This window comes from Roseivivax sp. CAU 1753 (assembly GCF_054482575.1).
This window is the reverse complement of sequence record NZ_JBTLRF010000002.1, coordinates 358,394-372,902: the sequence shown is the minus strand read 5'-3', so window position 1 is coordinate 372,902 and position 14,509 is coordinate 358,394. Positions and strand designations below refer to the sequence as shown.

Genomic DNA, 14,509 nt, shown 5'->3' with positions numbered 1-14,509 from the left:
GTAACAATCCCGCGTCGTTTACACGACGCCGTGAAAGAGTTGCAGCAAAACTTGCCGGGTGACCCCTGCGCTCACATTTCTGTCACAAGAAACGGAGGACCCGACATGGCGCAAATCAAGAATATTCTGTTGGTCGATGACGATGAAGACCTGCGCGAGGCATTGGCCGAGCAACTTGTCATGACCGAAGACTTCGAAGTGTTCGAGGCCGAGGACGGAGCCTCTGCGATGCAGAAGGTGAAAGAGCAGCACCACGACCTGGTGATCCTCGATGTCGGCCTGCCCGACACCGACGGGCGCGAGCTGTGCAAGCGGATGCGCAAGCAGGGGGTCAAGGCCCCGGTGATGATGCTGACCGGTCACGATTCCGATGCCGACACGATCCTCGGCCTTGATTCAGGTGCCAACGATTACGTCACCAAACCGTTCAAGTTTCCGGTGCTTCTGGCGCGCATCCGGGCCCAGCTGCGCCAGCACGAACAGTCCGAAGACGCGATCTTCCAGCTTGGCCCCTACTCGTTCCGCCCGGCGATGAAGATGCTGGTGGACGATGCGGAAAAGAAGATCCGCCTGACCGAGAAGGAAACCAACATCCTCAAGTTCCTCTACCGCTCACCCGATGGGGTGGTGCCGCGCGATGTGCTGCTGCACGAGGTCTGGGGCTACAATGCGGGCGTGACCACGCACACGCTCGAGACGCATATTTACCGACTGCGCCAGAAGATCGAACCCGACCCCTCGAACGCCCAGCTTCTCGTCACGGAAACCGGCGGTTACCGGCTGATGTCCTAGGGCTTTCCCGGTCCGGAACCTTCGGGCCGGACCGAGTCGGCCCCCAACAGTTCCCGTTGCATGTGCGGGTGATCGCATGCACCTCCCTGTTGGACTGCCCGGGCCTCGTGCCCGGGTTTTTTTGCCCGGGCGGCGGTCCGGCCCTACCGGTGCCCGAAAGCAGCAGCCAAACCGGCCGCCGGAACGCAAAAGGCCCCGGACGATGCCGGGGCCTTTCAGATACTCGGATCCGACGGGTCGGATTACTCCGCGTTTTCCTTGGCAGCCGCGTCGGGCGCCATCTCTTCGCCGGTCTCCTGGTTGACGACCTTCATCGCCAGGCGGACCTTGCCGCGATCGTCGAAGCCCAAAAGCTTGACCCAGACCTCCTGACCTTCCTTGAGCACATCCGACGGATGGTTCAGGCGGCGGTTTTCGATCTGGCTGACATGCACGAGGCCGTCGCGCTTGCCGAAGAAGTTCACGAAGGCGCCGAAATCGACGATCTTCACGACCTTGCCCTTGTAGATCTTGCCCTCTTCCGGCTCTGCCACGATCGAGTAGATCATGTCATAGGCCTTCTGGATGGCTTCACCGTTCGGCGAGGCGATCTTGATGATGCCCTCGTCGTTGATGTCGACCTTGGCACCCGAGACTTCCACGATCTCGCGGATGACCTTGCCGCCCGAGCCGATCACTTCACGGATCTTGTCGGTGGGGATCTGCATGGTCTCGATGCGCGGCGCATGCTCCGAGAATTCGCCCGCGCTGCTGAGCGCCTTGTTCATCTCGCTCAGGATGTGCATCCGGCCCGCCTTGGCTTGCGCCAGTGCCTTCTGCATGATCTCGGGCGTGATGCCCGCGACCTTGATGTCCATCTGCAGCGACGTGATGCCGTTCTCGGTGCCTGCGACCTTGAAGTCCATGTCGCCGAGGTGATCCTCGTCGCCCAGAATGTCAGACAGGATCGCATAGTCGCCGTCTTCCTCGAGCACGAGGCCCATGGCGACACCGGCCACCGCGGATTTCAGCGGCACGCCCGCATCCATCATCGACAGCGACCCGCCGCAGACCGACGCCATCGAGGACGAGCCGTTGGACTCGGTGATCTCGGAGACGAGGCGGATCGTGTAGGGGAAGTCCGTCGCCGGCGGCAGGACCGCCTGAAGTGCGCGCCAGGCCAGTTTGCCGTGACCGATCTCACGCCGTCCCGGAGGGCCGACACGACCGGCTTCGCCAACCGAATAGGGCGGGAAGTTGTAGTGCAGCAGGAAGTTCGAGCGCGAGTTGCCATGCAGCGCGTCGATGATCTGCTCGTCGTCGCCGGTGCCCAGCGTGGTCACGACCAGCGCCTGCGTCTCGCCACGGGTGAACAGCGCCGAGCCATGGGTCCGCGGCAGGATGCCGGTCTCGGACACGATGGGACGGATCTCGTCAAGCGCACGACCGTCGATGCGGCGCGAATTCTTGACCACATCGGCACGCAGCACAGTGGATTCAAGCTTTTTCAGCGCCGAGCCGAGATTGGCATCCGCCGCCTCGTCTTCGGACAGCTCGGCCTTGATCGCATCCTTCGCAGCCGAAACCGCCGCGGTGCGTTCCTGCTTGTCGGTGATCGCATAGGCGTCGCGCATCTTCTGCTCGCCCAGGGCCTTCACGCGGTCGTAAAGCGCCGCGTAATCGGGTGCCTGAAAGTCGAACGGCTCTTTCGCGGCGTCTTCGGCCAGGTCGACGATCAGGTCGATGACGGGCTGGATCTGCTCATGGGCGAAATTGACGGCCCCCAGCATTTCCTCTTCGGTCAGCTCATAGGCTTCCGATTCAACCATCATCACCGCGTCGCGGGTGCCCGCGACGATCAGGTCGAGACGTTGATCGGGGTTGTTGCGGAGGCCCTGCATATCCTCGACCTCGGGGTTGAGGATGTAATCGCCACCCTCGTAGCCGACGCGGCAGCCCGCGATCGGACCCATGAAGGGCGCGCCGGAAATGGTCAGCGCCGCCGAGGCCGCGATCATCGCCACGATGTCGGGGTCATTGACCAGATCGTGCGACAGCACCGTGCACATGACGAGCACTTCGTTCTTGAAGCCCGGCACAAAGAGCGGGCGGATCGGACGGTCGATCAGGCGCGCGGTCAGCGTCTCTTTTTCGCTCGGACGGGCCTCGCGCTTGAAAAAGCCGCCCGGGACCTTGCCGGCCGCGTAGTATTTTTCCTGGTAGTGAACGGTGAGCGGGAAGAAATCCTGCCCTTCCTTGGCCTTCTTGGCGAAGGTCACATTGGCCATGACCGAGGTCTCGCCCAGCGTGGCGATCACCGATCCGTCGGCCTGACGGGCAACCTTGCCCGTTTCCAGTGTGAGCGTCTCTTCGCCCCACTGCATGCTTTTCGTCGTCGTATTGAACATCATCGTATCCTATCGAGGAGCACTCCCGGGCGTATCCCGGGTCTCCCGTTTGAATGGCGGCCCCATTGCCGCCGCCCCCTATCCTCGCGCATGGCCCGGGGGCTTGGGGCATCACGTCTCAGATGACGGTGCCCCTACATCAGAATTGCGGCGTTGGGAAGGGTGGCATGTCACAGCGGCCCGGTTTGCCAGAGCCGAACCTTGGTGCCGCCGTGATCGACGATCGCGCCCGGTTTGCGGAACGGCAGGCCGGTGGCGCGCGCCAGCTTCGCCTCGGATGTGACCAGCGCCACGCGCCAGCCCGGGAACGCGGCTTTCATGCGGGTGCCGAAGGCGGCGTACAGACCGTATAGCGGGGACTTCGCGCCGATGCGCAGGCCGTAGGGCGGGTTCACGATGACCAGACCCGGGGGGCCCGCGGGCGGCGTGACCGCCGACACCGGCTGGCAGTCGAACCGGCAGAGATCGCCGACCCCGGCGCGCGCGGCGTTGGCTTGCGACATGGCGACGGCACCGGCGTCGCGGTCCGAGCCCTGAAAGACCAGATCCGGCGGCACCGCGCAGGTCGTTCGCGCTTGGCGCGCGGCCTCCCATGCGGGTGGATCGAAGGTGGCAAGATGCCGGAACGCGAAGTCGCGCGCGCGCCCGGGCAGCAGGCCCGCCGCCCGCTCCGCGGCCTCGATCACGAAGGTGCCCGAGCCGCACATCGGATCCACCACCGGCTCTGCCGCGGTAAAGCCCGCCGCCCGCAGAAACAGGCTTGCCAGCGTTTCGCGCATGGGGGCCTTGTTGACCTCTTCCTTCAGGCCGCGCTTGTGCAGCGACACCCCCGAGGTATCGACCGACAGGGTGCAGAGGTCATCCTCGATGCGCAGTTTCAGCGTGACGGGCGCATCCTCGGCGATGCGCACCCCCAGCGATTGGGTCAGCGCGGTCTCGATCCGCTCCTTCGCGGCACCGGCGTGATAGATGCGCGACTTGCGGGTCGTGGCCTCGACCCGGACCGGCACATCGGTGCGCAGCCAGTCGCCCCAGGGAAGTTTGCGCGCGCTTTTGTCCAGCTGCGACAGGTGATGCGCATGGAACGCCTCAAGCCGCACCAGGACGCGGGTGGCCCCGCGCAAGGTCAGGTTGGCGCGCCAGACGCAGGGCCAGTCGCCCTTGATCGACACGCCGCCGGGATCGATATGCGTGACGGTGAAGGCCGCGGCGCGCGCCTCTTCCGCAAGGAAATGCTCAAGCCCGGGTGCCGTCACCAGAAAGATGTCGAGTTCGGTTGCGGGCATGGCGATGGATGTCTCCCTTGCAGCGGGGTCGAAAACGAAAACGGCCGCCTTCGCGAGGAAGACGGCCGGTCGGGTCAATCGAGGCGCGGCTTAGCGACGGATGCCGAGCTTGCCGATCAGGGTCTTGTAGCGCGCTTCATCGCGCGACTTGAGGTAGTCGAGCAGCTTGCGGCGCTGGGCGACGAGCTTCAGAAGACCACGACGGGAATGGTTGTCCTTCTTGTGGGTCTTGAAATGCTCGGTCAGCGCGGTGATGCGGGTGGTCAGGATGGCAACCTGCACTTCCGGCGACCCGGTGTCGCCGCTTGCAGTTGCGTATTCCTTCATGACCTGTTGCTTGGTCTCGGCAGTGATCGACATCGGGGTCTCCTTCATCGGTTCGAGTTGCCGCACAAGCCGGGATGTCGTCCAGCAGGGCGTTTGGAGCTATGTCGGGGACGTCGTGCCCGGACCGCGCGGCTATAGGGTGATTCCGCGTGGTTGGAAAGCGAAAAGCTGAAACAGCGACATCGGGTTTGGATCAGGCCTGGATCAGGCCGGGACCAGGATGTCCTGGGCTTCGCTGGCGGCGATCAGGATGATGTCGCCCAGCGGCGGGGCATCGCCCGCGGGCATCGTCGCCAGCACCTGGTCGCCCGACCGCAGTTGGACCTGATCGGCGGCCTCCGGATCGGGATGATAACCGATATCCTCGGGCGGGCCGAGCGCATCGTCGTAGACCACGATCATGCGGTCTTCCGCAGGCTCGAAATCCGTGATGCTGGCGCCATCGACGCCGATCCAGTGGCCGGTCACGAAACTGTCGGCACCGGTCCCGCCCGAGCCGGTGTCGCCATCACCCAGAAGCAGCGTGTCATTGCCCGCGCCGCCATTGACAAAATCCGCGCCGGACACATCCGTTGCCGTCGCCACGTCGATGTCACGGTCGATGCCCAAGACGAGGTCGTTGCCGTCGCCACCGAACAGCGTGTCGATGCCGGTGCCGCCCGACAGCGTGTCCGCGCCTTCGCGCCCATGCAGCGCATCCGCGCCACCGTCGCCCGCGAGATTGTCATTCCCGAGCCCGCCTTCCAGGCTGTCGGCCCCGTCGCCGCCCGACAGCCAGTCGTCGCCGTCATGTCCGTAGATCGAATCCGCCCCGGCGTCGCCGAAGATGCGGTCGCCCCCTGCTTCGCCATGCAGCGTATCGTTGCCGTCACCGCCCGCGATCCAGTCGTCATCGGCACCGCCAAGCAATTCGTCATCGCCACCTTGGCCGGACAGGGTATCGTTCCCGGCACCCCCTGAAAGCTGATCGGTCTGATCGGTGCCGACGATGTCGTCGGGATCGTCGGATCCGGCGGTGATCAGGCCGCCTTCGGGCGACATGGTCAGGCTTTGGACCGCGGCTCCGAGGATGTCTTCACCGGGTTCAAGCGCCGCTTCGGTGTCGGTCTCGACCTCGGGATCGATATCTTCCGCACCCCCGGAGCTGGCCTGATCGTCGCTGTCATCCCCGGGCACGGAGGACAGAATGGCCACAGAGCCGACAACCATCGCACCAACGAGACCTGCAAGAAACAACACGGCCAATTCTCCGACTTGGCCCGCGACGGCAGGCAGCAAGGACAAATTCCGCCACCAGGGGCAGACTATGGACTATGCCGCGCGCGGCGTCCCGGAGCAAAGACTCTTCGATGTCGTGGTTAAGACCTCGTTTCCACGGTCAGGATGCGTCCTGTCCTGCCGCCACCGGATAGCGCGCGGCGGCGTCCCACGGCGCAGGCACCGTGGCGTAGGGCACATACAGGGGATGGCGCGGATGACCATCGCGGGTCAGACCCAGATGCCACAGCTTGCCCATACGATGGGCAAAGCATGCCGCGCGTCCCCGATAGGCCCCGTGCACACCCCAGGCCGCGACTGTCATCCGCGCCGACCCATGCCAGCGCATCAACAACTCGTCGTTGTCCGGCCCCACCGGATCGGGCGCGGTCTTGAGATCCGCAGGGCGTGTCGCGCGAAAGCCGAACAGGTTGGCGATCTGCACCCCGCCAGCCCGCATGGTCCGGGCACGCTGTTCGCAACGGTGAATCGTCGGGTCGTTGGCCAGTTCGGTCGCGGTGGACGGGTTCAGCATCACGAACAGGACCGGCGGTGCCTCCGACCATTGGCGGGCCAGCCCGTAACGATAGCATTCGCAGTCGGAATAGACCGCCTCTGACCGAGTGCCGTGGCTTTCATGGGTGCGGTGGATCATCCGCGTTCCCTGCCGCAAACCGCCGCCGCGATCAAGCGATGGCCCGCAGCGCCGCCGGCCTTGTACCAGTCGGGACGGATTGCCCCCCGAACCAGGACTGACCCGGAGGACCCCCCGTCGCAATCATGCCGCGCATCGCTTGACGGACGCGGATGCCGGGCGTGAAAGGTCAGCGCGGATCGTCGTCGTCGGTGTCGGTTTCGGGCGGCGCATCATGCTTGGGCCTCTGGTCGTCCCGCCTCGGTTCATGGCCGTTTTCCGCATCGGCGGGGGTGTGCAGCTCGTCCGCCGTGCCCTCGACCGTATTGCCCGTGACATTGGCCAGACGCAGCGCCTGGGTGCGCCCGTCCTTGGCCTCGCCGAAAAAGATCGTCTGGTGCGGGAACGGAATCTCGATGCCGCGCTCGTCGAAGATGCGTTTGAGAATGCCGTTATAGGCCCGGCCGACGCTCCACTGGCTGCCCGGAACCGTCTTGATCCGCGCACGCAGCACGATGGCGCTGTCGCCAAATTCATTGAGTCCGAACCACTCGAGATCGCCCATGATCAGCTTGGCCTGATCCTCGTCCTTCATCAGTTCTTCGAAACTGTCGAACATCGCCTTCTTGGCCTCTTCGATATCCTCACGGTAGGCGACGCCCATGTCGCAGACGAAGTACGAGAAATCGCGCATGAAGTTCGATACCATGTCGACGGACGAGAACGGGATGATGTGAAAGGTCCCCTGCACATCGCGCAGACTGACGGATCGCACGGTCAACTTCTCGACCGTGCCGGTGGTGCCGCCGACGGTGACCACATCGCCCACGTTGATGGCGTTTTCGAACTGGATGAACACGCCGGTGATGATGTCCTGCACCAGTTTCTGCGCGCCGAAACCGATGGCCAGGCCGAGCACCCCGGCAGAGGCCAGAAGCGGGCCGATATTGAGCCCGATCTCGGACAGGGCGAACATCAGTGTCAGGACGATCAGCGCGATGGTCGCGGCATTGCGCATCAGCGACAGCAGCGTCTTCTCGCGGGATGTCGGCACCTTTCCGATCTCCGGGCTGAGCCGGAAATCGACCCAGGAATTCATCGCCAGCCAGATCAGCGCCGCCACCAGCAGGATGATCGCCACCGAAACCACGCGCCCGGACGCGTCGATGCCCAGATCCGAACTCATCCAGCCACCGATATCGATCAGCCTGATGGTGTCGACGGCATAGGCGATCACGGCAATCGCGATGACAAAGCGCAGGCCGATCAGGATCTTCGGCACGATACGGTTGAGCCGTGTCTCGAGCAGCGGGATATGATTGCTGATATTCTCGGGCAGGGTGATGCCGCTGCGCAGCCAGCTGCCGATTGCGCCGACGGTCACCGAGCCCAGGATCACCGCGGCGAAAATCTTGGCCGAGCCGACGACATAGCCCACGACCACCGCGTTGGGCTGCGACAGGACCACCGCCACCATGAAGGCCAGGTAGGCCAGAACGAACCAGTGCCACATGCGCGTCAGCGTGCCGAGCAACCCGCCGAGCCTTGCGCTCGCGTGGGTCTGGTCGTCCTGTTCCGGCGCGCTGTCGTGGGCCATGAGACGCCGCGCGATCCAGTTCGCGACAGCCGCATGGTGCCGGATCACCAGGATGACGAGGTAGATCAGCACGAGGATCGACAGGATCGCCGCGACCGCGGTGCCCGCCGCCAGCGACGCGCTGCGATTGACGATCGGCACGACCAGCAAATGCCCGTAGCCAAGCACGCTCACCACGATGTTCAGGTGGCGCGCCAGCTTCTTGGCGGCCTTGTTCGACATGTTGACGAGGCGCAGGTGCCGGGTCGCGGGCGACAGAATCGCGCGCATCGCGACCTTGACCATCTCGACCAGCAGGAAGGCGTTCAGGTACAGCGCCTGCCGCAACGCGATCTGGCCGGAATCGCCGACCAGCAACAGCGTGATCGCATAGCCCAGACCCCACGCGAAAACCACGATCAGCGCATCGACGAGCACCGACTCGACGAAGATGACCGCGGTGCGCAGCGCGTTGGCTTCGCTGGCGCGCCGCCCCAGTCGCCGGAAGAACGGCAACATGAGCGTGCGCAGCCCCAGAAATACCGCCACGGTGATCACGATGACGATGAACAGGTTTTGCAACGCGCCGAACAACAGCCCCAGTTCGCCGCCCGACAGTCCGTCCAGAACCGTGTCGCCACTGGTCAGCCGTTCGACGAAGTCGATGGTCGCCGTGGCCACCCTCTGCGCGGTGTCCTGGGTGAACCGCGCGATCCGCGTGCCGATGGATTCGGACTGCGGTTCAGGCTCCGTGCCCGCGGCGGGGGCCGCCTCGCCGTCGGAGGTCGCGGCATCGCCGCCCTCGACCGAGGGCAGCAGTTGGGTCAGCTCCTCGATCAGGGCCTGCCGGGCCGCATCGTCCTGCAACACCTCGAGCAAGGCCGCCAGCGCGCCGGGAGCAGCGGTTGCGGCATCGCCGCTTTGCGTGTCAGCCGATGCCGACCCGTCGCCAGACGGCACGCCCAGGCTGACCTGCGCCGACGCCGGACCGGCCCCGAATGCCAGGACCGTCACCAGAAGACCGGCGAACAGCCACTGCAGGATTGCGGCGCCGTGGCGCATCGGAGTCGTCGTCATGTAGGGCCCTCGACCGTCTGAATTCTGCGCGCCAGGCGCATGTCACGCACCCGGTCGCTCGCCGGGATCGCGTGAAATTTATGCATTAACCGGGTCAACCGGCGTAGTATGCGCTGGTTCCACGCGACATGCCAAAAAATCCGATGTGTTGCGACATGGCCGTCATGCGTGCAGTCTCTGGCGGTCGACCGCATCCCCGGGTCAGCGTGTGCGATGCAAAGCCGCCCGCCCGCCGGGAATGCGTTACAGAAATCTTCTCTCGCGGAAATATCGTAACTTTTTTCTTGCGCGAATCCGTTTCGAAAAATATACCGACCGCATGGTTGGCTAATTCTGGAGGACATGCCCTTGGACGCGTTCATTTGCGACGGGATCAGAACCCCGATCGGGCGCTACGGCGGCGCGCTTTCCGGTATCCGCACCGACGATCTGGCGGCCTTGCCGATCGCCGCGCTGGTCCGCCGCAATCCGGGCGTCGACTGGTCGCTGGTGGACGACGTCATCTACGGCTCTGCCAACCAGGCCGGTGAAGACAACCGCAACGTCGCGCGGATGGCGGCGCTGCTGGCCGGTCTGCCCGACAGCGTGCCCGGCACCACCGTCAACCGGCTTTGCGCCAGCGGCATGGACGCCGTCGGCTTCGCCGCGCGCGGGATCAAGGCGGGGGACTACGACCTGACCATCGCCGGCGGTGTCGAAAGCATGAGCCGCGCGCCCTTCGTCATGCCCAAGGCCGATACAGCCTTCACGCGGTCGAACGCGGTCTATGACACCACCATCGGCTGGCGCTTCGTGAATCCGAAGATGAAGGCGCAGTTCGGCATCGACTCGATGCCCCAGACCGCCGACAACGTCGCTGCCGATTTCGGCATCAGCCGCGAAGACCAGGACGCCTTCGCCGCGCGGTCGCAGGCGCGCTGGGCCGCCGCCAACGAGGCCGGGATCTTCGCCGACGAGATCGTGCCCGTGTCGGTGCCGCAGCGAAAGGGCGATCCGGTCATCGTCGACACCGACGAGCATCCCCGCCCCGGGACCGATGCCGCGAAACTGGCCATGCTGCGCGGCGTCAACGGGCCGGACCTGTCGGTGACCGCGGGCAATGCCAGCGGTGTGAACGACGGTGCCGTGGCGCTTCTGATCGCATCGGACACAGCCGCCAAGACGCACGGCCTGACGCCGATGGCGCGGGTTGTCGGCATGTCGGCAGCCGGTGTGGCCCCGCGCATCATGGGCATCGGCCCGGTTCCGTCCAGCCAGAAGGTCCTTCAACGCGCCGGACTCACCATCGACCAGATGGATGTGATAGAATTGAACGAAGCCTTTGCGTCGCAGGGTCTGGCGACACTGCGCCAGCTGGGCGTGGCCGACGACGATCCTCGGGTCAATGCCTATGGCGGTGCCATCGCGATGGGGCATCCCTTGGGCATGTCGGGCGCCCGTCTGGTGCTGACCGCCGCCTACCAGCTTCGACGCACCGGCGGGCGCTATGCGCTCTGCACAATGTGTGTGGGTGTGGGCCAGGGAACGGCTATCATCATCGAACGCGTTTGAATTGGGAGAACCGACCTCATGTATGCACAAATGGTGAAATCCGAAGCCGCCGATGAAAGCGCCGAGGCCAGGGCCTTTCAGGCGCGCATCGATGCGGGCGAAAAGATCGAACCCAAGGACTGGATGCCCGAAGGCTATCGCAAGACGCTGATCCGCCAGATCGGCCAGCACGCGCATTCCGAAATCGTCGGCCAGCTTCCCGAGGGCAACTGGATCACCCGTGCGCCCACGCTGGAACGCAAGGCGATCCTGCTGGCCAAGGTGCAGGACGAGGCGGGCCACGGGCTCTACCTCTATTGCGCGGCGGAAACGCTGGGCGTGTCGCGCGACGAGCTGACCGAAAAGCTGCTCGACGGGCGGATGAAGTACAGCTCCATCTTCAATTACCCGACGCTGACCTGGGCCGATATGGGCGCGGTCGGCTGGCTGGTGGACGGGGCCGCGATCCTGAACCAGGTGCCGCTGCAGCGCACGTCCTACGGCCCCTATTCCCGCGCGATGATCCGGGTCTGCAAGGAAGAGTCCTTTCACCAGCGGCAGGGCTATGCCGTGATGATGAAGCTGGCGCGGGGCACACCCGAGCAGAAGAAGATGGCGCAGAACGCGCTCGACCGGCTGTGGTATCCGTCGCTGATGATGTTCGGCCCGTCCGACAAGGACAGCGTACATTCCACCCAGTCGATGGCGTGGAAGATCAAGATGAACACCAATGACGAACTGCGCCAGAAATTCGTCGACCAGACCGTGCCGCAGGCGGACTACCTGGGCCTGACCATTCCGGACGAGCACCTGAAATGGAACGACGAAAAGGGCGGTTACGATTTCAGCGAGCCGGACTGGGACGAGTTCTACGAAGTCCTCAAGGGCAACGGACCCTGCAACACCGAACGTCTCGCCGCGCGCAACAAGGCGTGGAACGACGGCAAATGGGTGCGCGACGGTCTTCTTGCCCATGCCGAGAAACGCAAGATGAGAAAGGTGGCGGCAGAATGAGCTCTCCCAATTCCGCATATCCCGACACGCCCGAAACCCAGACCCGCCCCAAGCGCCACGAATGGCCCCTGTGGGAGGTGTTCATCCGCGGCCAGCACGGCATGAGCCATCGCCACGTGGGCAGCCTGCATGCCCCGGACGAGGAAACGGCGATCAAGAACGCCCGCGACGTCTACACCCGCCGCAACGAAGGCGTCAGCATCTGGGTTGTCGAGGCACGCCATATCGCGGCCTCGTCCCCGTCCGAGAAGGGCCCCCTGTACGAGCCGTCCGAAAGCAAGGTCTACCGCCATCCGACCTTCTTCGACATCCCCGACGAAGTGGGTGCGATGTGATGCCCGACGCGCTTTTCGAATTCCTGTGCCGCATGGGCGACAACACGCTGGTGCTGGGCCATCGCGTGTCGGAATGGTGCGGCCATGCGCCGGTGCTGGAGGAAGACATCGCGCTGGCCAACACGGCGCTCGATCTGATCGGCCAGACGCAGATGTGGCTGGGGCTGGCGGGCGAAGTCGAGGGCAAGGGACGCTCGGCGGACGATCTGGCGATGCTGCGCGATGTGTGGGACTTCCGCAATGTGCTGCTGGTCGAACAGCCCAATGGCGATTTCGGGCAGACCATGATGCGCCAGTTCCTGTTCGACAGCTGGCATCTTGCGATGCTCAAGGCGCTGACCGCATCGACGGACGAACGTATCGCGGCGATCGCCGCCAAGTCGGTCAAGGAAGTGGCCTATCACGTCGAACGCTCGGGCGACACGGTCATCGGACTGGGCGACGGCACCTCGGAAAGCCACGACCGGATGCAAAAGGCGCTGAAGCTGCTCTGGCCCTATGTGGGCGAGCTGTTCCATGCCGACACGGTCGACGACGCCATGACCGAGGCCGGCATCGCCCCCGATCTGGCCAAGCTGCGCGATGCGTTCGACGCCCATGTGGGCGCCGTCCTGACCGAGGCGACGCTGACGATTCCGGAAGATCCGTTCGCGCACAAGGGCGGCAAGACCGGCTTTCAGCATTCCGAGCATCTGGGCCATCTTCTGACCCAGATGCAGTGGCTGCAGCGCGCCTATCCCGGGGCATCGTGGTAAATGAAACCCGCAGAGGACGTGATCTGGGACTGGCTCGATGATGTGCCCGACCCCGAGATCCCGGTGATCTCGGTCGTCGATCTGGGCATCGTGCGCGATGTGAAATGGCAGGGCGACACGCTGGAGGTGGCGGTCACGCCGACCTATTCGGGCTGCCCCGCCACAAGCGTCATCGCGATGGATATCGAAACCGCCCTGCGCGACCGCGGCATCGACGATATCCGCATCAAGACCCAGATCAGCCCGCCCTGGACAACCGACTGGCTGTCGGACAAGGGGCGCGCCAGGCTGGTCGATTACGGCATCGCCCCACCGCGCGCGGCAGGCGGCCCGGACTGCTGCCCGCGCTGCAAGTCGACCAATGTCGTCCGCATCAGCCAGTTCGGCTCGACCCCGTGCAAGGCGCAGTGGCGCTGCACCGACTGCCTCGAGCCGTTCGACTATTTCAAATGTATCTGAGGAGCACATGTGATGGCGCGCTTTCATAAATTGTCCGTCACTGACGTGTCGAAGACCATCCGCGATGCGGTTGTGGTGTCACTGAAAGCGCCCGACGACGCGGACTTCGACTTCATCCAGGGCCAGTACCTGACCTTCCGGCAGGACTTTGACGGTACCGAGGTGCGTCGCTCCTATTCGATCTGTTCGGGCAAGGATGACGGCCTTCTGCAGGTGGGCATCAAGAAGGTCGAAGGCGGTGCGTTTTCGACCTGGGCCAACGAAACGCTGGCACCGGGCATGGTTCTCGAGGCGATGGCGCCGATGGGCAGCTTCCACACGCCGATCGACCCCCGGGGCGCCAGAAATTACCTTGGATTTGCCGGTGGGTCGGGCATCACGCCCGTGCTGTCGATCATGAAGACCGTCCTGGCGCGCGAACCCGGCAGCACCTTCACGCTGGTCTATGCCAACCGGGGCGTGAACACGATCATGTTCCGCGAAGAGCTGGAGGACCTCAAGAACCTCCATATGGGCAGGCTCACCGTGATCCACATTCTCGAAAGCGATGCGCAGGACATCGACCTTTTCACCGGTCGGGTCGACGCCGAGAAGTGCCAGGCGCTGTTCACGCACTGGATCGATATCGACAGCATCGACACCGCGTTCATCTGCGGACCGGAACCGATGATGCTGGGCATCGCCGCCGCCCTGCGTGACCACGGGCTGAGCGACGACCAGATCAAGTTCGAACTGTTCGCCAGCGCCCAGCCCGGACGCCTGACCCGCAAGGCCAGCAGCGCCACCGCCGATGCCGCGGCCAAGTCGACCGAGGCCACCATCACCATGGACGGGGCGGCGCGCAGCTTCACCATGGACAAGGACCAGTCGATCCTGGATGCCGCGCTCGAGAACGCGCTGGATGCGCCCTATGCCTGCAAGGCCGGGGTCTGTTCGACCTGCAAGTGCAAGGTGATCGAGGGCGAGGTCGAGATGATCGCCAACCATGCGCTCGAGGATTACGAGGTGGCGCGCGGCTATGTGCTGTCGTGCCAGTCCTACCCCCTCACCGACCGTGTGGTCGTGGACTACGATCAATAG

General features: G+C 64.5%; 13 protein-coding genes. 7 read left to right on the top strand and 6 right to left on the bottom strand.

Annotation, left to right across the window (positions count from 1 at the left end):
• Positions 1 to 105: 105 nt before the first annotated feature.
• Positions 106 to 792, top strand: a complete 687-nt coding sequence (locus tag ACXYMN_RS06790; protein WP_459012760.1) for a response regulator transcription factor — start codon at positions 106 to 108, stop codon at positions 790 to 792.
• 242 nt (positions 793 to 1,034) lie between these two features.
• Here ACXYMN_RS06790 and pnp read toward each other — a convergent pair whose 3' ends face one another.
• The 6 genes from pnp to ACXYMN_RS06760 all read right to left on the bottom strand — a co-directional run bounded on the left by pnp (position 1,035) and on the right by ACXYMN_RS06760 (position 9,336).
• The gene (gene pnp, locus ACXYMN_RS06785; protein WP_459012759.1) at positions 1,035 to 3,179 is read right to left on the bottom strand and encodes a polyribonucleotide nucleotidyltransferase; all 2,145 of its coding nucleotides are present in this window, start codon (positions 3,177 to 3,179) and stop codon (positions 1,035 to 1,037) included.
• 170 nt (positions 3,180 to 3,349) lie between these two features.
• Positions 3,350 to 4,465: a THUMP domain-containing class I SAM-dependent RNA methyltransferase gene (locus tag ACXYMN_RS06780; RefSeq protein ID WP_459012757.1), complete on the bottom strand. Its 1,116-nt coding sequence runs from the start codon at positions 4,463 to 4,465 to the stop codon at positions 3,350 to 3,352.
• Positions 4,466 to 4,555: 90 nt separating this feature from the next.
• Positions 4,556 to 4,825: a 30S ribosomal protein S15 gene (rpsO, locus tag ACXYMN_RS06775; RefSeq protein WP_459012756.1), complete on the bottom strand. Its 270-nt coding sequence runs from the start codon at positions 4,823 to 4,825 to the stop codon at positions 4,556 to 4,558.
• Between the two features lie 171 nt (positions 4,826 to 4,996).
• Positions 4,997 to 6,031, bottom strand: a complete 1,035-nt coding sequence (locus ACXYMN_RS06770) for a calcium-binding protein (RefSeq protein WP_459012755.1) — start codon at positions 6,029 to 6,031, stop codon at positions 4,997 to 4,999.
• A gap of 139 nt (positions 6,032 to 6,170) precedes the next feature.
• Positions 6,171 to 6,704 (bottom strand): DUF1643 domain-containing protein, encoded by a 534-nt coding sequence (locus ACXYMN_RS06765; protein WP_459012754.1) that lies wholly within the window; start codon positions 6,702 to 6,704, stop codon positions 6,171 to 6,173.
• A 169-nt stretch (positions 6,705 to 6,873) separates the two neighbouring features.
• Positions 6,874 to 9,336 carry a mechanosensitive ion channel domain-containing protein gene (locus ACXYMN_RS06760; protein ID WP_459012753.1) on the bottom strand — a complete coding sequence of 821 codons (2,463 nt, stop codon included), beginning with the start codon at positions 9,334 to 9,336 and terminating at the stop codon, positions 6,874 to 6,876.
• Between the two features lie 348 nt (positions 9,337 to 9,684).
• On the opposite strand from ACXYMN_RS06760, the gene pcaF reads away from it, so the two are divergent.
• From pcaF to paaE, 6 genes are all read left to right on the top strand, one after another.
• Positions 9,685 to 10,887: a 3-oxoadipyl-CoA thiolase gene (gene pcaF / locus ACXYMN_RS06755; RefSeq protein ID WP_459012752.1), complete on the top strand. Its 1,203-nt coding sequence runs from the start codon at positions 9,685 to 9,687 to the stop codon at positions 10,885 to 10,887.
• Between the two features lie 18 nt (positions 10,888 to 10,905).
• Entirely contained in the window at positions 10,906 to 11,880 is a 975-nt protein-coding gene (paaA, locus tag ACXYMN_RS06750; RefSeq protein ID WP_459012751.1) for a 1,2-phenylacetyl-CoA epoxidase subunit PaaA, read from the top strand.
• A 101-nt stretch (positions 11,881 to 11,981) separates the two neighbouring features.
• Positions 11,982 to 12,215 (top strand): 1,2-phenylacetyl-CoA epoxidase subunit PaaB, encoded by a 234-nt coding sequence (paaB, locus tag ACXYMN_RS06745; protein ID WP_459012893.1) that lies wholly within the window; start codon positions 11,982 to 11,984, stop codon positions 12,213 to 12,215.
• The gene (gene paaC / locus ACXYMN_RS06740) at positions 12,215 to 12,970 is read left to right on the top strand and encodes a 1,2-phenylacetyl-CoA epoxidase subunit PaaC (RefSeq protein ID WP_459012750.1); all 756 of its coding nucleotides are present in this window, start codon (positions 12,215 to 12,217) and stop codon (positions 12,968 to 12,970) included. The genes paaB and paaC overlap by 1 nt, the downstream gene beginning before the upstream one ends.
• Positions 12,971 to 13,429: a 1,2-phenylacetyl-CoA epoxidase subunit PaaD gene (gene paaD, locus ACXYMN_RS06735; protein WP_459012749.1), complete on the top strand. Its 459-nt coding sequence runs from the start codon at positions 12,971 to 12,973 to the stop codon at positions 13,427 to 13,429.
• A 12-nt stretch (positions 13,430 to 13,441) separates the two neighbouring features.
• Positions 13,442 to 14,509 carry a 1,2-phenylacetyl-CoA epoxidase subunit PaaE gene (gene paaE, locus ACXYMN_RS06730; protein ID WP_459012748.1) on the top strand — a complete coding sequence of 356 codons (1,068 nt, stop codon included), beginning with the start codon at positions 13,442 to 13,444 and terminating at the stop codon, positions 14,507 to 14,509.

Bases quoted from the DNA above. Each gene is read 5' to 3' on its own strand.
- ACXYMN_RS06790 (WP_459012760.1), top strand. From the start codon at position 106: ATGGCGCAAATCAAGAATATTCTGTTGGTCGATGACGATGAAGACCTG.
- pnp (WP_459012759.1), bottom strand. From the start codon at position 3,179: ATGTTCAATACGACGACGAAAAGCATGCAGTGGGGCGAAGAGACGCTC.
- ACXYMN_RS06780 (WP_459012757.1), bottom strand. From the start codon at position 4,465: ATGCCCGCAACCGAACTCGACATCTTTCTGGTGACGGCACCCGGGCTT.
- rpsO (WP_459012756.1), bottom strand. From the start codon at position 4,825: ATGTCGATCACTGCCGAGACCAAGCAACAGGTCATGAAGGAATACGCA.
- ACXYMN_RS06765 (WP_459012754.1), bottom strand. From the start codon at position 6,704: ATGATCCACCGCACCCATGAAAGCCACGGCACTCGGTCAGAGGCGGTC.
- ACXYMN_RS06760 (WP_459012753.1), bottom strand. From the start codon at position 9,336: ATGACGACGACTCCGATGCGCCACGGCGCCGCAATCCTGCAGTGGCTG.
- paaA (WP_459012751.1), top strand. From the start codon at position 10,906: ATGTATGCACAAATGGTGAAATCCGAAGCCGCCGATGAAAGCGCCGAG.
- paaB (WP_459012893.1), top strand. From the start codon at position 11,982: ATGAGCCATCGCCACGTGGGCAGCCTGCATGCCCCGGACGAGGAAACG.
- paaC (WP_459012750.1), top strand. From the start codon at position 12,215: ATGCCCGACGCGCTTTTCGAATTCCTGTGCCGCATGGGCGACAACACG.
- paaD (WP_459012749.1), top strand. From the start codon at position 12,971: ATGAAACCCGCAGAGGACGTGATCTGGGACTGGCTCGATGATGTGCCC.
- paaE (WP_459012748.1), top strand. From the start codon at position 13,442: ATGGCGCGCTTTCATAAATTGTCCGTCACTGACGTGTCGAAGACCATC.